Consider the following 16,588-nt stretch of genomic DNA (forward strand, 5'->3'; position numbering starts at 1 on the left):
GCGCAGAAGCTGGCCGGCATGGACCGTAGCGGCGTTTCCTCGGATCCGGCGCGCAAGGCCGATCCTTTCCAGGACGGCGCGCAGAAGCTGGCCGGCATGGACCGTAGCGGCGTTTCCTCGGATCCGGCGCGCAAGGCCGATCCTTTCCAGGACGGTGCCCAGAAGCTGGCCGGCATGGACCGTAGCGGCCCTTCCGCGGATCCCGCGCGTAAGTTCGATACCTATCAGGACGGCGCCCACGCCTGACTATCGGAGCAATAGTGGAGCGATAGCCGGAGCGGATCGCCCCCGGCCCGGCCCGGCGGGCGCTTCGTTCAGGGTTTTTGAAGCTGGCATGCAAGTCAACGCACGGCAACCGCGCCGCCTTGGTGGCACACTACTGCCTATGCCCGTCGGCGCGAGCATCCTCGCTCGCGCCGATTACCTTGACGGGGCGAAAACGGCAATAGCGCGGGAGATCGGTGTGGGTGAATTGCAGTCCTTGCTGGAGAGCCACGGCGTGATGCTTGTGTTTCTCAATGTGCTGGCCGAGCAGGCCGGGCTGCCGGTGCCGGCCGTTCCCATGCTGTTCGTTGCCGGCGCGCTTGGCATGCGCGAGGGCGGCCCGGCGCTGGGGGCCGTGCTGGCGGCCGTTATCCTGGCCTGCCTGATTGCCGATACGGCCTGGTACTTCGCCGGCAAGCGGCTCGGGCAACCCATGCTGCGCACCATCTGCCGCGTTTCCATCTCGCCCGATAGCTGCATCCGCCAGACCCAGTCGCTGTACCTGCGCGTGGGCCCGCGCTCGCTGGTGTTCGCCAAGCTGCTGCCGGGCGCCGGCGCGTTGTCCACCGCCATGGCCGGCATGACGTCCACGCCGTTCGCGGTATTCCTGTTCTACGACGCCATCGGGGCGCTGGTGTGGGCCGGCGGCGCGCTGCTGGTTGGCGTGGTGTTCACCGATTTTGTCGAAGTCATCCTGAGCGCCTTCAGCACCTATGGCCCGGTGGCCGTCATGGTGGTGTTGGGCGCCTTCGCCGCCTTCGTCGCGTGGAAGTTCTGGCGGCGCGTGCGCCTGTTGCGCCGCACCCGCCGTGTGCCCCGCATGTCGGTGGGGGAACTGGAGGCGCGCCGGCTAGGCGATCGCTTCCCGCTGGTGCTCGATGTGCGCAGCGACGCGGTGGAGCGGATCCCCGGCGCGATGACCATCGACCTGAATGCGCCGCTGGAATTACTCTCCGAGCATCCGACCAGCATCGATATTGTTGTCTACTGCGCTTGCCCGCATGAGGTGTCGGCCGCGGTGCTGGCGGAGCGCCTGAAGGCTGCCGGCTACGCCAATACCTGGGCGCTGGCCGGCGGCTTCGACGAATGGAAGCGCCAGCACGGCGAGACGTTGCCGGCCGCTGCCACAGAGGACGTTACCGCAGCGGCGCTTGCGCCACACGCGGGCGGTCCTGGCGCGCTGCGCTAAACCTTGGCGCTATCCGGAGCCTGGCTCTTCTGCGCCAGCATGGCAGCCGGCGCAGGCATTGCGCGCCAGGCCCCGGGGGATCAGCAGCCGACCCAGTAGGCGTAGCCCACCAGCCGGTCGCCGAGGAAGTACAGGCGGTACTGGTCGCCGTCGCCATCCAGCGTGTAGAGCGTGGTGTAGGCGAGTTGTTCGAGCGGGTCGCCCTCGTCGCGGTCGGCCGGGCTGCGCACCTTGCCCGGCGCCTCGGCCATCTTCCAGTGCGGGTTCTTGCGCAGGGCCGCGTTGAGCTGCGTCAGCGTGGAGGCCGCGGTCACGTCCTGGCTTTCCAGCTTGAGCGTCAGCCCGGCGGGGATGCCGTGCAGGGCGCGGATCACGGCGTCGCCGCTGCGGCCTACTTCGATCAGCGCATCGGGGTAGTGGTAGTCCATCAGGTGCTCTTCGTCGAGCGCCGTGCCGCATTCATCCTGGTTGGGCGTGATGTCGGGCGGCTTGCCCCACGCTGCCCGCACGTCCGCCATGCTGGTCAGCCCGCGCAAGGCCACCAGCGGGCGGGCCAGCGGCGCGGGTGCGAAGCTGGGCCCGTCGTCCGGCGCGCTAGCGCCTTCGGCGCGCGCCGCCTGCGCATCCGATGCGGCAGCGGCGGGGGCGGCCGGAGCCGGTTCATTGCGTTCGCAGCCAGGCAGCGCTGCGAGCGCGGCGCAGGCGGCGAGGGCGGACAGGCAGCGGGACAGCGCGGGGCTGTCGGTGTCGTTTTGGCGGAGCATGTTGCAAGAATAGCCGCTAAGGCGGGGACTGCGTCAGGAGCGCAACCATACACCGAAGCGCGCCCGCTGAAAATGCCCGCGTGTGGCTTGCCGCACGTCCGGGCACGGCTGCGCCTCGTCTTAGTGCGCCGTGCCGGCGCGCTGGAAACCTGTCATGTCGGGATAGATCGCGCGGATCTTGCCCCATTCCAACGCGTTGAAGAACTGGCACTTGCCAGCGCCGAAGCGCTTGGCCACTTCCACGCAGAAGCGCACCGCCTCGGCAATGTCGATCTCGTGGTTGGCGCTGGTGGCGCTGCCCGAGACCACCGACTGCGCCGTCAGCGCCACGCCTACCACCGGGGCGGCGGTGGCCACATGCGGCTGCATGATGCTGTTGAAGTGGTACAGGCCGTTATGGTAGGGCGTGATGTCCTGCTGCGAGATCGGGAAGGTCACTGCCGGGCAGCCGGTGGTGGATTCCATCGTCGCCACCAGGTCCGGGCTCACGCGCAGGATATAGCCCTGCATGGCGGTGGGCGAGATGGCAAAGCCACGGTGCTTGATGATGCTGTTGCCCTTGGATGCATCCAGCGACAGGATCGCATCCATCTCCGGCAGCACCTGGTAGTCGTTCATGGTGTCGGACGATACCGGCATGCCCATGAAGGGCACCGGATCGTGCGGCTGCATCGATACGTTGGTGGACAAGTGCGTGGTCACGATGACGTCGCCGGCCAGGTGGTCGCCCTTGTGCTTCATCTGCGCCAGTTTGAGCGCCACGGCCAGGCTGCCGATCGGGCCATCCGCGTCGGACACCAGGCCTACCAGCTCCGGGCGCGCGCCGATGGCGCCGTTGCGGCCGATCACGCCCAGCGTGGGGGCTTTACCGCCGCTGCGCTTGCCTTGTGTGCCGGGGATGACGATGGTGATGAAGTCGGTCGTGTTCGCGGTGGGTTCCGGCGGGGCGTTATTGATGGTGACGACTTCCACCGTTACGCCGGAGGCGGCGTAGGCGTCGAACAGTTCGCGTACTACTGCGCCGTTGGCGTTGGGGGTGTCGAGGGCTTCGTGGATGACCAGCGTTTGCTGCAGGGCCATGGGGTTCTCCTTGGATGGGTTGGGTTGAAGCCAACTTCAAAGTCAACTTCAAAGGCCTAAGGTCAAAGGCTTAAAGTCAAAGGCAGTTTCACCACCCCTGCGGGGCGGCGACCTACTTTCTTGTCTTGCCAAGAAAGTAGGCAAAGAAGGCGCGCCATACGGCCTTGGCACACCTTCACGGCTCGCTTCGCATCGCGCTGGGGTGATTCCCGCCTGGGGGCGCGAATCACGGCCGAACCGGATCGATGCTTCAATTCTCCTGCCGGTTTGCTCCCCTCTCCCGCTTGCGGGAGAGGGGCTGGGGGAGAGGGCGGGCGACCGATATGCCGCCGTCATTCCAATCCGCATTGGCCTGCCGCACCTTCAAAACAGATGGCGCATGCCCAGCATCACGGTCGTCTGGTTATTGCGGCCGTCCAGCTTCTTGCCGCTGTCGCCGGTCCAGTTGGTCGTGCCGTTGCCGAACAGGCCGGACCAGTCGCCATGTACCCAGTCGTACGCCAGCGCCAGATACACGTCGGTGCGCTTGCTGAAGGCGTAGTCGGCCAAGCCGTAGGCGGTGGTGCGGTTGCCGCTGAAGGCGTCGGCGCGGGTGCGGTCGTGCATCACGCTGGCGGTCAGCGTCACGGCGGGGGTGACCGTGTAGTTGGCGCCCACGGTGAAGAAGTCGTCGCGTCGGCTGCTGCCGAACACCGAGTTGAAAGCGGCTCGGTTGGTGGCGGTGGCGGCGGTCGACATGCTGGTGATGGTGGCGGTATCGGTGCCGCCCTTGGACGAATCGAAGCCAGCGTCGCGGTCGCTGTAGATATAGTTGGCGAACAGGCTGGCGCGGCCCACCGAGGCTTTCAGCCCGGCCAGGTAGATGCGCGCGGCGCGGCTCATGCTGTCGCGGGTTTGCTGGAAGTCGCCCACGGCCACGAGCGGGCCCGAGGCGTATTTCACGCCCAGCGAGATCGATGACAGCGCGGAGCCCTTGCCGGCGGTCTCGCCCTGCGCGTACTCGGCAATCACCGCCACCGGGCCGTAGTTGCCGGTGTAGCTCACCGCGTTGTCGTAGCGCTGGCCGGTCAGGAAGACCATCCACGCATTGGACGGCGCGGCGCCCACGCCGAGCGGGTCCACGTGGTACAGCATGGTGTTGGCCGTGGTGTACTGCCGGCCCAGCGCCACTTCGCCATAGCGCTTGCTGCCGATCTTCACATAGGCCTGGCGGCCGAACAGCTGGCCCTGCTGGTCGAGCTTGCCGGTATCCGCCAGCAGGCCGTTTTCCAGCACGAAGCCCGCCGACAGGTCGCCGCCCAGGTCTTCGCTGCCCTTGAAGCCGAAGCGGCTGCCGGACAAGAAGCCTTCGCCGCCCTGTTGCAGGCCAACCTGCGCGTTGCCGTTAGGGTCCGAATGGGTCTGGTAGGTGAGCGCGGTGTCGAGCACGCCGTACAGCGTGACGCCGCTCTGCGCCATGGCGGCGGCGGGCAGGCTCAATGCGAGCGCGCCAAGCCAGTGCTTGTTGGTCATGGTGTTTCCTCCTCCAAGGGTAATAGGGGGCCTGCGCAGGGGTCTTTCGCCCTGCGTCGGGGGTATGGCGTGGGTGGTTTAGCGCCGCGAGGCGCCGGGGGTAGTGCCCGGAATCAAGCCCGGAATCAATCCCGGAGTCAGGCCCGGAAGTCTTGCCAGCCGTCCATGCCGGCCGGCCCGGAGATGCGCGACAAGGGGAAGGTCTCGCCCTCGCGCAGCGTCTCTACCTGCCCCTCGGCGGTGAAGTGCAGCGCGTGGCGCTCGCCCAGCACCGTGCCGTTGCTGCCATCGGAGAACAGCGCGGAGCCTTCCGGCAGCGCGAGGACCTGCTCCGGCGCGTTGATGTGCAGGAACTCGGCCAGGCGCTCTTCGCGGCTCTCGCCGTTATGGCCGGCAGGCTTGCCGCTGATGAAATGCGGGTTGATCTGGAACGGTACCAGGCGCAGCGCGCGCAACGAGGGCGGCTGCACGATGGGCATGTCGTTGGTGGTGCGGATGGTCGGGCAGGCCACGTTGCTGCCGGCGCTCCAGCCCACGTACGGCGTGCCTGCCTGCACCTTGGCGCGGATCGCGTCGACGAGATTGGCGTCGTACATGCGCTTGAGCAGCGCGAAGGTATTGCCGCCGCCTACCGCGATGGCATCGGCCTCGTCCACCGCGCGGCGCGGGTCGGCGCTGCGGTGGATGGATTCCAGCGCGTAGCCCAGGCGCTCGAACACCGGCTTGACCATGCCTTCATAGGTATCGAAGCTGAAGGTCACGCCGGCGAAGGGGATGAACAGGACCTTGCGCGGCTCGTGCTTGAGCAGGGTATGGATCTGCGCGTCAGCGTGTTCGAGGTAGCCGAGGTTGTCCTTGCGGGAGCTGCTCATCAGCAGGATGCGTTGGTTCATGTCTGGGGTTCCGGTAGTGCAGTCGAATATCGAGGCTCAGGCGACGGCGGCGGCGATCAGCGCGGCCACGCGGTCGATTTCCTCATGCGTGTTGAAGTAGTGCAGCGAGACCCGCGCCATGGTGGACACGCCGTAGCGCGCCAGGATGGCATCGGCCATGAAGTTGCCGGCTTCGATGATGCACTGCTGCTGTTCCAGCGCGGCGACGATCTTTGCCGGATCCACGCCGCGCACATTGAAGGGCACGATGCCGATGCGCTCGGTGGCGTTGGCCGGCCCGTAGAGCTCGAAGCCGGCGATGGCGGACAGCTTCGCTACCGCGTAGGCGGTGAGATCCCGCACGCGGGCCTCGATGGCATCGATGCCGATGCGCTCGGCATAGCCGATGGCGCTGCCCAGCCCAAGGATGGCCGGCACGATCGGACAGCCCGCCTCGAAGCGGCGCGCGCCCGGCACCAGCGACAGCGCGCCGGTGGCGCGGTCATAGCTGCCGTTCCACCAGCCCACCAGGGCCGGCTCGATCGCCTCGATATGCGCGCGGCGCACATAGAGGAAGCCCGAGCCTTCGGTAGCGCGCAGCGCCTTGCGCCCGCAACCCGCCAGGAAATCGCAATCCAGCGCCTGCACGTCCGAGCGCAGCATGCCCACGCTTTGCGCGGCATTCACCAGCGACAGCACGCCGTGCGCGCGCGCCACAGCGCAGATGGCGGCGGCGGGCTGCACCGCGCCGGTGGAGTTGGGCAGGTGCGAGAACGTCAGCAGGCGCGTGCGCGGCGTCACGGCGGCGGCAAAGCTTTCGGGGGACAACAGGCCCTGTGCATCGGCCGCGACCATCTTCACCACGATGCCGTGGGTTTGCTCCAGGCGCTTCCACGGCAGCAGGTTGCTGAGCATTTCGGTGTCCGCCACCAGCACCTCGTCGCCCGCTTGCCAGGCGATGCCGCGCGCCACGATGGAGATGCTCTCGGTGGCGTTCTTGGTAAAGGCGATCTCGTCGGCGGCAGCGCCCAGCAGGCCGGCCAGTTGTGCGCGCACGGCTTCCACGCGGGCATAGGTGGCCTTGCGGAAGGCCGGCAGGTAGATGCCGACGTGGCCGGTATCGAGCAGGTAGGCGCGCACTTCGTCGAGCACGGCGTCCGGCGGCAGCGAGGCCGCCGCGGTATCGAGGTAGATGGTTGTGGCCGTCAGCGGGGTGTCGGCGCGGATTGCTTGGATATCCATGGAACTTCTCGGGGTGAGGCAGGAAAGAGGGTGCTTCGGTAGCGCTTACTTGCGCAGCTTGGTGACGGAGCCGAAGAAGCTGAACAGCGCATCGCCCGCGATCACGCCGCCGGCGAAGGCGCTCATCTCCGCGATATCGCGCTCGCCACGCAGGCGCAGCAGCACGAAACGGATCAGCAGCCCGGCGAGCACGGCCCAGCCGGCCAACGGCGAAGCGATCAGCATGCCGGTGGACAGCAGGATGCCGAGCTGGCGCTTGGAGCCGCCCAGCAACTGCAGCAGCGCGCCCGGAATGGCCCAGATCACCAGGTTGCGCGCGATCTCGGCGGACGAGCCGGCCTTGATCGACGCGGCATAGACGCGGTCCACCGGCGGCAGCAGGCCCTGCGAGAAGAAGGTGCCGTGGAACACCAGCACCACCACGGCCGCCACGGCAAAGCCGATCATCGCGGCGAAGAACTGTTGCTTGCGCCCGGCGAGCTCGGCCTCCATGTCGCGGCCTTCGCCACGCAGCAGGTAGCCGGTCTTGAGGTCGTAGCCCATGTCGGCAAAGGCCGGTCCGGTGACAGCGGAGAAGCCCACCAGCACCGCCAGGGCCGTCGGCGGAAAGCCGATAAGGATACCGATGGTCAGCGTGATCAGCGCCACCGCAAAGGCCGGGAACCAGCCCGAGTGCATGGCGGCGATGCCCACGATCAGCTCATGCACATAGGCGGCAAACGCCGCGTACAGCACGAACGCCACCAGCATGCCCGGGGACATGTCGGAGACGTGGCCGGCCAGCACGGAGATCAGCAACGCGATGGCCAGGTAGACGAGGAAGCCACCTGAGAGAATGCGGCTGGCGCGCGACGCCGGGACTTCGATGGTGCGTGCGTCGGCGGCCGGGGCGTTGCGCGACTTGTGAATCTCGCGTGCCACCTGGAACAGTGCCACCAGCCCGGCGCCGATCATCAGGCCGTGCGGGATATACGCCTTGGCGATGTCGATGCCAAGCAGCGGCAGCGAATAGCCGCGCGTCAGCAGCCCCACGCCGAACATGGTCAGCGCCGCCAGGTTGCCGAGGAAGGCGGCGCCGAACGCCGACATCGGGATGCCCAGCCATGCCCCGCCCACGCCTACCGCGATGCCCAGGCCCAGAAAGGCCGCCTTGCGCCCGCCGCGGTCGCCCGCCCAGATCGCTTCAGCCGTGGCGATGCCCGCCGGCCAGGTCCCGGTGGCCGGGAAGATCTTGCTGCCGAACAGGAAATACAGCATGGCGCCATCGACGAACATGGCGATCACCGCGCCGATCAGCATGGGCGTGGCCAGCTCCGGCATGCCCATGGCGTAGGGCACGCCGAGCGGGATCATCAGCGAATTGGCGGCGCCGAAGGTGGCCGAGGAAATCGCCGTCTGCACCAGGTTCTGCCGCTCCAGCACGCGAAAGCGCCGCGTGATCTCCAGCGGGATGCGCGAGAACACGATGGCGATCAGCGCGCCGATGATGGACGTATTGGCCGAGATGCCGAGCGACACGATCAGCTGCATGCCGATCATCGCGCCGAAGACCGACAGCCCCACCGATACCAGCAGCAGGAAGGGTTCGGTGATGCGCGCTCGTGTGGCGGGCTTGGCCACCAGGGATGGGTTCATTGCTGCCGGGGCTTTCATGGTTCTACCTTTCATCATCTGTCCTGCCACTGTTCTCCGCACGTTATTTGTTAGCGGATGAAGCCGGCAACCTCCTCGATTGGCCCCTTGGCCCGGCGCATCGCGTCCAGCAGGCGGGGAACGGCCTGTATGTCCAGTCTTTGCAGCGGCCCGGCGATGCCCAGCGAGCCCACCACCGCGCGCCCGTCGCGCGACCACAGCGGCACCGCCAGCCCGGCCACCGTGGCGGCGGCTTCCTCGCGGGTATGCGCCCAGCCGTCGGCGCGGATGCGCGCGAGCTGCGCCTCCAGCGCGTCCACCGCCGCGTCCTGCCAGCCGCCCGCGTGGTACACATCGCGGCGCAAGGCCTCGTCCTGGAAGGCCAGGATGGCCTTGGCATGCGCACCCGCAAACAGCGGGAAGCGCTGGCCCACTTCGATGGAAAAGCGCAGTTGGTGCTGGCTCTGCGCAATGTCCGTGCACAAGCCCTCAAAGCCCTCGCGCCACGACAGGAAGACGGTCTCGCCGCTCTGCGCGGCCAGCGCTTGCAGCGCGGGCTGCACGATTTCGCTCGGCGAGAAGGTCTTGCGCGTGGCCTCCCCCATCTCCAGCCAGCGCAGGCCCAGGCCATAGCGGCCGGCCGCGTCCTGCACCAGGAAGCCGTTGGCGGCGAAGGTGGCGAGCACGCGGTGCACCACGGCATGGTGAATGCCGGCGTGCTTGGCGAGTTCGCGCACGCCCCAGCTCGGCTGGCGCACGGTGAAATGCGTCAGCAGGCCGAGGGCGCCGTTGAGGGTCTTGAGCATGGAATCGTCGGGGCTTGGCGTTTTTTGTCTCTATATAAGAGACACTGTCTCTGTATTGGTAAAATGCTAGGCCTCGCCATGGCATCCAACAATCAGGGTAAACACCGAACGCTGCGGCGCAACGGCGCACGCGTGCCCGCTTCGCCACGCCGTGGCGCCGCCTATACTTGGGCGGGAATGTGCAAAGGGAGGGCCCGCATGCCAGTCCAAGAGCAGCCTTCGGATGACGAGCTGGCCCGCATTGCGCGCCGGCGCCGGCAACTCGGGATCGCCAGGCGCGTGCGCGATGGCGACAGCCACTGGGCGCTGGCGCTATCCGGCGGCGGGATCCGCAGCGCTACCTTCTGCCTGGGCGTGATGCAGGCGCTGGCCAAGGCGCCCACGCCGCCGGTGGCCGGTCCCGCGCTACACGAGGTTGCCAAAGAGGCGCCGCCGGGCACTGTGCAGGAAGGCGATGGACCGGATGCCATCACTCCCGCCCCTGCGCCAGCCACGACATCCCTGCTCGGCCAGTTCGATTACCTCTCCACCGTCAGCGGCGGCGGCTACATCGGCGCCTTCTTCTGCAGCCTGTTCGTGCCGGGCCGGCTGAAGCCCGGCACCACGCCGCCGGAGGCCGCGGCGCTCGCCTACCGCACGCTGCAGCATGAGCCGCCGGGGCGCATCCACTCCTCGGCGTCCTACGCTGCCGACCCGGGGCGCGCCGCGGTGGCGTGGCTGCGCGAGAACGGCCGCTACCTGACCCCGACCGGCGCCGGCGATTCGCTCTATGCGGCTTCGCTGGTGGTGCGCAACTGGTTTGCCATGCAATACGTGATTGGCAGCGCGCTGCTGTTGCTGCTGGCGGTGCTGGCGCTGCTGCGCCATCTCGCCATCGGTACCTGGCTCGACCTGGGCCGGCATGAGATGGACCTGCTGCACGATGCTCGCCAGGTGTTCAACGAGGGCGGCCTGGCGATCTGGTGGAGCGAACTGCTGTGGCTGCCGCTGGCGGCGCTGCTGCTGTTTGCCGTACCGCCGGGCTTGGCCTACTGGCTGGTCTATCCGCGCGGCGATGACAAGCCGGTCTTGCGCTTCGACAGCCTCGCCACGCGCCTGGCCGCACTGGCCGGCGTGGCGATGCTGGTCCTGGCCGCGGCCCTGCACCACTTGGGGCCGGGGCTGGTGTTGTCCTGCCTGCTGCTGGCGATGGCGGTGCTGACGCTATTGGGCGTGGCTTGCTGCTTTGCCTTGTGCCGGGTGCCGCCCGCCACCGTGCAGGATTACCGGGTGCGCGCCACGCGCATGCTGAGCCAGGCCATCGGCGTCGCGCTGTGGCTCGCAGCCCTGGGCGTGGCGGACACCGCGGCGCGCACCTTCTATCTCTACACGCAGGCCTCGCACCTGCCATGGAGCACGCTGGTGCCGGCGGGCACGCTGGGCGCCCTGGTCTGGCTGATCCGCTATGGCGCTGGGCTGGTCGATGGCAAGGGCGGCAATGGTGGCAATGGCAATGGCAATGGCAAGGGCGGTACGTGGCGCTCGCGCCTGCCGCTGTCGCTGCTGGCGGGCATTGCCGCCGCTGTGGTGGCGCTGCTGGTCTTCGTGCTGTGGTCGTGGCTGGTGCTGTGGGTGCGCTGGAACGGCGGCGAGCCGCTCGACTGGTTCACGTTCGGCAATGCCTACACCACGCCGGTGCTGTGCACGCTGATCGTGCTGGCGCTCGGGCTTACGCTGATCGCCGGGCGTTTCGCCGGCTTCCTGAATCTGTCGACGCTGCAGCCGTTCTACTCGGCCCGCCTGACCCGCGCTTACCTCGGCGGCTCCAACGGCAAGCGCTTCATGCCCGGCAGCGGCACGGGGCCGGCGCAGCAGCATGCCAGCCAGCGCGCCAGGCTCAGCGTGGCCGAGCCCGCGCAGGGCGACGCGCTCAGCCTGAACACCTACTTCGATCCCGCCATGCTGGCGCCGCTGCACCTCATCAACGTCACGCTCAACCTCACCGTGGATCCCGCCGAGCAACTGGTGCAGCGTGACCGCAAGGGCAAGCCGCTGTGCGTGGCACCGGGCCCGTTCATGCTGCCCGCGACGGCCACGCGCACCCTGCCCGAGGACTCCTTCGTGCGCTTCACCGTGGACGGGCAGCACTATTTTCCGGAGACGCACAAGGCGGGCGGCAGCGAGCTCTCGCAATCGCGCACGCTGGGCGACTGGATCGCGACCTCGGGCGCGGCGGTCTCCACCGGGCTGGGGCGCTCCACCACGTTGGGCACGTCGCTCTTGCTGGGGTTGGCCAACCTGCGGCTGGGCACGTGGTGGCCGTCGTATCCGCTGGACGCCGGCAGCGCCCCGCGTGCCGGCGGCGCCGACCGCAACCGCGTGCAGGCGGATCTTGCCGGGTCGCCCTGGCTGGGCGGATTCATCACGCTCTTGCGCACGCAGTATTACCTGGCCTGCGAACTGAGCGCGCGCTTTCACGGCACGCGGCGTGGCTGGCAATACCTATCGGACGGCGGGCATTTCGAGAACACCGCGGTGTACGAGCTGCTGCGGCCCGAGCGCGGGGTGGGGCTGATCGTGCTGTGCGATTGCGGGGCGGACCCGGACTACCGGTTCGGCGACCTCGCCAACCTGATCCGGCTGGCCCGCATCGACATGGGGCTGGAGATCGTGGTCGATGCCGCGGCCGCCGGCGATGCGGTGCTCGGCAGCGTGTTCGGCACGCAGGAGGATTTCCTGCCGGCGGCTCGCCAGAGCGAGAACCCGTCGGCGGGCAACAAGTGCGCGATGCTGCTGAACGTGTTCCGCGCTGACGAACCCGCCGCCATGCGTCGCCCCGTATCGCGCATCGTGCTGCTCAAGCCTTGCCAGATTGCCCCGGCACCGGTCGACGTGCAGCAATACGGCGCCGGCCATCCGGACTTTCCGCAGGAGCCCACCATCGAGCAGTTCTTCAATGAAGCGCAGTGGGAGAGCTACCGCGAGTTGGGGTTCGCCATCGGCCAGCTTGTGTTCGGCGGCGGCGCCAGCGGCGATGCCGTGGCGCGGGCCTTGTGGGCGCGCTAGCGGCACTAGCGCCCGAAGCCCACCACCTCTTCCAGCCGGCGGCTGGCCTCGCGCAGGGCTTCAAGCATGCGCGGGACCGATTCCTCATTCAGGCGTTGCTGCGGGCCGGCGATGGCCAGCGAGCCGACCACCTCGGTCTGGTCGCGCGACCAGAGCGGCAGGGCCAGCCCCGCCACGCTGGCGGCGGCCTCGCCGCGCGTGTGGGCCCAGCCCTGCTCGCGGATCTCGGCAAGCTGGGGCTCGATGACGGCGGGATCGGGCGCGGCCAGCGTGGGCTGGTCCTGCGCGTGCGCCCTGGCGTTTTCCAGCACCCGGGCCCGGAAAGCGTCGTCCTGGAAGGCCAGGATGGCCTTGGCGTGCGCGCCCGCGTGCAGCGCAAAGCGCTGTCCAAGTTCAATCGAGAAGCGCAGCTGATGCTGGCTCTGGACCATGCCGACGCACAGCCCTTCATGGCCGTCCAGCCACGACAGGAAGACAGTCTCGCCGCTTTGCGCGGCCAGCTTTTCCAGCACGGGCTGCACAACCTCGGCCGGCGAGAAGGTCTTGCGCACCACCTGGCCCAGCTCGAACAGCCGCAGCCCGAGCGAGTACTTGCCGCTGGCCGCATCCTGCACCAGGAAACCGTTGGCGGCGAAGGTGGCCAGCACGCGGTGCACCACCGCGTGATGCACGCCGCTGTGCTTGGCCAGCTCGCGCACACCCCAGGTGGGCTGGCGCACCGTGAAGTAGGTCAGCAAGGCGAGCGCGCCGTCCAGAGTCTTGAGAGTCATACCGATATCCTGCTTTGCATGGGCAGCATGGTACGGATAAGCGGCGCGCGGCTCAATCTTTGTTGTCGAGAAGGCCCGGTGTCGGGGGGCGCTAGCCGGGCTTGGTCACACTCGCCGTTGTCAGGAAGTGCTCCGCGATTGCGGCGAAAGACGCAAAGCAGGCCTCGAAGTCAGGCCTCTCTTTGGCGAACAGGAGAGGAAGCAGACGCTGCGAGAAATCTTGCCGCAGGCCTTCGTCGCTACGGGCGCGCTCCAGGGCGCCGCTGAGGACGACGTAGGGCGTGGCATCGAACCCAGGATGCTGGCCCCTGAACTCTTCAAGGTCTTTTGCCACGAGTGAAGCAAAGACATCGCGAGCGGGCTCGATCGCGTCGGGTCGTGCCGCGTGGATACGCCAGACGTCATAAACGTGGCGAACCAGCGCCGGATCGGACTCGCCACGCTGGTGCCCATCCCACTTCCAGGCGCAGCGTCGCAAGAGCGAAAGCACCTTCTCCGCGAGGGTTTCGGCGACCGAGATCGTGACCATCTCAAAGCGGACCGGCGCTGCACGGGAAATGACGCTGTCCAGCCAGTAGCCCATCTCGAGCGCTTCGACCGGGAGCTTCGGCGGACGATGGATGAGCTCGACTTTCAGCTCTGGACGCAAGACGCCCGATACATCCTTGAACTGCGGACCATACTCAACCGCGAGCCTGTAGTAGCGACGGTTGTCGTTGGAGAAGGGATTGTTCTCGTCCTTGATTTTCGCAAAGACGAAACCAGCCTGGGTCAGGCGCTCCTCCAGCTCGGCCTGGATGTCGCCTAGACGCTTGCGAGTCGAATGTCCTTTGGGCAGCGCATAGCCATCCGGGACGTCCTCCAGCAGAACCTTGATGTCGATGTCTTCCGACATCCGCTCGATGAGGCCGTGGGCCTTCGACAGGCACGTGCCGCCAGCGAAGACGAGCTGGCTCTTCAGTACTACCTGGGCCGGGCGCGTGTCGCCTTTCCTGCGCTCTTGCCGATGCGCGATGTGCGTAATCCGGATTTTGGAAAGTGCAATCAGCGCATCCGTAATGTGGATGTCCTTTTCCGCCACCGCGGGCGGCAAGCTGCTCAACAGGCCTGCGGTGGCAGCGTCTTCAATGTCAGACTTGAGCTCAGCGGTGATGGCTTTCATATTGGATGGTCCGATCGCCTACCGTGATTTGCCGGCTGATGCGCCGGCGCCCGGTGTTGACAATGGTTCCCATCGGGATCTGGGTGCTCCTGCCGCTGTTGTATTCCTCAGCGAGCTGGCTCGGGGAGACCGCGATACCGAGCTTTTGGAAAAGCTCGGCTGCAATGTCCTCCAACGTGCCGGCGGGCGTCGGCTTTCCAGTGAACTTGTTGATGCGCGTCTTGGCGAACGCACCTTTGCTCACGCGGACCAGCTTGCCCTCGTCCACGAGACGGGCTAGCACACGGCCAACCTGCGCGGTGCTTCCCATCTTGGCAAGCTCAGAGCGCAGGACGACAGTCGCCGCGCGCCGCGAAAGCGAGCGGTTGATTCGATCTTCCAGTTTCATGGCTTACCTGCCGGGTCAGATTTGTACTGAGAGTGACTCTATCACAGGAAATGCCGGTAACCGGCTTAACCATCAGGGAAATGGCTTTCAGAATCTGCTCATTGACGAGAAGTTTTTGCGGACGAGCTAAGTGGTGAGGTGCGTTAAAACCCACAAAAAAAAGGGCTCCCGATACCTCGAGAGCCCTTTGCCTCTTCGCTTAAGCCGGCCGTGCCCTCAGCGCACGAAAGCCGGATGGCCTGGCCATACGCTAGCGGTTGACCACCTTGGCCGGCATGGCCAGCACCAGGAAGCAGCTGGCCACCAGGCAGCCGGCGAACAGGATCAGGCCGGCGCTCGGGCTGTGGAAGGTGTCCTTCAGCCAGCCCAGCAGGTAGGTGGCCGCAAAGCCGCCCAGGTTGGCGATGGAGCAGGCCAGCGCAATGCCGGCGGCGGCCGCGGTGCCGCTCAGGAAGGTGGATGGCAGGCACCAGAACACCGGGAAGGTCGCCACGATGCCCACGTTGGCCACCGTCAGCATCAGCAAGGTGGCGGAGGTGGAGCCGGTGACGAAGGTGCTGCCGACCAGTCCGGCGGCGCCAGCCAGGATGGGCAGCACGATGTGCCAGCGGCGCTCGCGCGTCTTGTCGGAGTGCGCACCGTTGAGCAGCATCCCGATCACCGCCGCGGCGTGCGGGATGGCGGTGAGCAGGCCGATGTGCAGCGGGCTGGCCACGCCGGAGTCGCGGATGATGGTGGGCATCCAGAAGCCGATGGAGTACGTGCCCATCAGCAGGCACATGTCGATCAGGCCCAGCATCCACACGCGGCGGTCGGTAAAGGCCGCCTTGAGCGAGTGGCTGCTTTCCACCAGCACGTCCGTATCCAGGTTGCGTTGCAACGTGCGCTTTTCGTCAGCCTGCAGCCACTTGGCGTCCTTGATGCCGTTGGGCAGGTAGAAGAACACCATCACGCCCAGCAGCACCGAGGGAATGGCTTCCAGGAAGAACAGCCACTGCCAGCCGGCCCAGCCATGCATGCCGGCGAACGCGGTCATGATCCAGCCGGACACCGGGCTGCCGATCATGCTGGCAAGCGGCAGGCCCATCATGAACAGCGCGATGATCTTGCTGCGCTTGTGGGTGGGGAACCAGTAGGTCAGGTACAGCAGCACGCCGGGCAGGAAGCCGGCCTCGGCCGCGCCCAGCAGGAAGCGCAGCACGTAGAACTGGGTTGGCGTGTTGACGAACATGGTCGCCCCGGACAGCAGGCCCCACGTCACCATGATGCGGGCGATCCAGATCCGCGCGCCCACCTTTTGCAGCACCAGGTTGCTGGGCACCTCGAACAGGATGTAGCCCACGAAGAACAGGCCCGCGCCCAGCCCGTAGACCGTCTCGCTGAAGTGCAGGTCGTTCAGCATCTGCAGCTTGGCCAGCCCGACGTTGATGCGGTCGAGATAGGCGGCGAGATAGCAGGCGCAGAAGAACGGGATCAGGCGCCAGGTCACCTTGCGGTAGATGTCTGGCTCGGCCGCCGCGGGTAGTACCCCCGCCGCGCCGTCTTGATACTGATACGACATGTTCACTCCTTTACTGTTTACCGTTGTCTACCGTGTGTGTGTCTTTGCCACCGCTGCGGGCGGCTGGCTTGTGCTGTTTCTTATGCAAGCAGCGGGCCAGGCCTGTTCAGTGATGGATGGGCTGTTTTTTATGGTTTCAGGCCGGCTCTCCGGGGTGCCGCGCGCTGTCCTTGTGCAGGGGCGGCACCGCTATCCTTCATCCGGCACTCATGTAGTGCCTGCTACATGATCGTTCAGCGTAAGCTACATAAAACGAGCTAGCAAGAGCGTGGCGGCGGTTTTCTCCTCGGGGTTTTCCCCT

Annotated in this window: 13 protein-coding genes and 1 pseudogene; 3 read left to right on the forward strand and 11 right to left on the reverse strand. The window is 67.0% G+C overall.

The window, feature by feature from the left end:
• Both ACGLHR_RS10795 and ACGLHR_RS10800 read left to right on the forward strand, forming a co-directional pair.
• Positions 1 to 246 (forward strand): annotated as a pseudogene (locus ACGLHR_RS10795) (copper resistance protein CopQ); the annotation flags it as partial.
• A 217-nt stretch (positions 247 to 463) separates the two neighbouring features.
• Entirely contained in the window at positions 464 to 1,453 is a 990-nt protein-coding gene (locus tag ACGLHR_RS10800; RefSeq protein ID WP_400093733.1) for a VTT domain-containing protein, read from the forward strand.
• Positions 1,454 to 1,533: 80 nt separating this feature from the next.
• Here the strand turns inward: ACGLHR_RS10800 and ACGLHR_RS10805 are convergent, their stop codons facing one another.
• The 7 genes from ACGLHR_RS10805 to ACGLHR_RS10835 form a co-directional block, all read right to left on the reverse strand.
• Positions 1,534 to 2,217: a hypothetical protein gene (locus ACGLHR_RS10805; protein WP_400093735.1), complete on the reverse strand. Its 684-nt coding sequence runs from the start codon at positions 2,215 to 2,217 to the stop codon at positions 1,534 to 1,536.
• 120 nt (positions 2,218 to 2,337) lie between these two features.
• The gene (locus ACGLHR_RS10810; protein ID WP_400093737.1) at positions 2,338 to 3,297 is read right to left on the reverse strand and encodes a DUF1177 domain-containing protein; all 960 of its coding nucleotides are present in this window, start codon (positions 3,295 to 3,297) and stop codon (positions 2,338 to 2,340) included.
• A gap of 363 nt (positions 3,298 to 3,660) precedes the next feature.
• Positions 3,661 to 4,809 carry a porin gene (locus ACGLHR_RS10815; protein WP_400093739.1) on the reverse strand — a complete coding sequence of 383 codons (1,149 nt, stop codon included), beginning with the start codon at positions 4,807 to 4,809 and terminating at the stop codon, positions 3,661 to 3,663.
• 137 nt (positions 4,810 to 4,946) lie between these two features.
• Entirely contained in the window at positions 4,947 to 5,702 is a 756-nt protein-coding gene (gene pepE, locus ACGLHR_RS10820; protein WP_400093740.1) for a dipeptidase PepE, read from the reverse strand.
• A 36-nt stretch (positions 5,703 to 5,738) separates the two neighbouring features.
• Positions 5,739 to 6,923 (reverse strand): aminotransferase class V-fold PLP-dependent enzyme, encoded by a 1,185-nt coding sequence (locus ACGLHR_RS10825; protein ID WP_400093742.1) that lies wholly within the window; start codon positions 6,921 to 6,923, stop codon positions 5,739 to 5,741.
• A 45-nt stretch (positions 6,924 to 6,968) separates the two neighbouring features.
• On the reverse strand, positions 6,969 to 8,576 hold the full coding sequence (locus tag ACGLHR_RS10830) for an OPT/YSL family transporter (RefSeq protein WP_400093743.1): 1,608 nt from the start codon (positions 8,574 to 8,576) through the stop codon (positions 6,969 to 6,971).
• Positions 8,577 to 8,626: 50 nt separating this feature from the next.
• Positions 8,627 to 9,361: an IclR family transcriptional regulator gene (locus ACGLHR_RS10835; protein WP_318237207.1), complete on the reverse strand. Its 735-nt coding sequence runs from the start codon at positions 9,359 to 9,361 to the stop codon at positions 8,627 to 8,629.
• Between the two features lie 198 nt (positions 9,362 to 9,559).
• Here ACGLHR_RS10835 and ACGLHR_RS10840 point away from each other — a divergent pair, with 198 nt between their 5' ends.
• The gene (locus tag ACGLHR_RS10840) at positions 9,560 to 12,406 is read left to right on the forward strand and encodes a hypothetical protein (RefSeq protein ID WP_400093745.1); all 2,847 of its coding nucleotides are present in this window, start codon (positions 9,560 to 9,562) and stop codon (positions 12,404 to 12,406) included.
• 5 nt (positions 12,407 to 12,411) lie between these two features.
• Here the strand turns inward: ACGLHR_RS10840 and ACGLHR_RS10845 are convergent, their stop codons facing one another.
• The 4 genes from ACGLHR_RS10845 to ACGLHR_RS10860 all read right to left on the reverse strand — a co-directional run bounded on the left by ACGLHR_RS10845 (position 12,412) and on the right by ACGLHR_RS10860 (position 16,287).
• The gene (locus ACGLHR_RS10845; RefSeq protein WP_318237205.1) at positions 12,412 to 13,176 is read right to left on the reverse strand and encodes an IclR family transcriptional regulator; all 765 of its coding nucleotides are present in this window, start codon (positions 13,174 to 13,176) and stop codon (positions 12,412 to 12,414) included.
• Positions 13,177 to 13,267: 91 nt separating this feature from the next.
• A complete protein-coding gene (locus ACGLHR_RS10850) occupies positions 13,268 to 14,338 on the reverse strand; it encodes a nucleotidyl transferase AbiEii/AbiGii toxin family protein (RefSeq protein WP_400093747.1) in 1,071 nt (356 codons plus the stop codon).
• Positions 14,319 to 14,726, reverse strand: coding sequence for a DUF6088 family protein (locus ACGLHR_RS10855; protein ID WP_400093749.1), 408 nt, complete (start codon positions 14,724 to 14,726; stop codon positions 14,319 to 14,321). Before ACGLHR_RS10855 ends, ACGLHR_RS10850 begins: the two co-directional genes overlap by 20 nt.
• A 250-nt stretch (positions 14,727 to 14,976) precedes the next feature.
• Complete coding sequence (locus ACGLHR_RS10860; protein ID WP_400093751.1) at positions 14,977 to 16,287, reverse strand: MFS transporter; 1,311 nt, start codon at positions 16,285 to 16,287, stop codon at positions 14,977 to 14,979.
• Positions 16,288 to 16,588 lie beyond the last annotated feature (301 nt).

This window comes from Cupriavidus sp. CuC1 (assembly GCF_044627735.1).
GTDB lineage: Bacteria > Pseudomonadota > Gammaproteobacteria > Burkholderiales > Burkholderiaceae > Cupriavidus > Cupriavidus ulmosensis.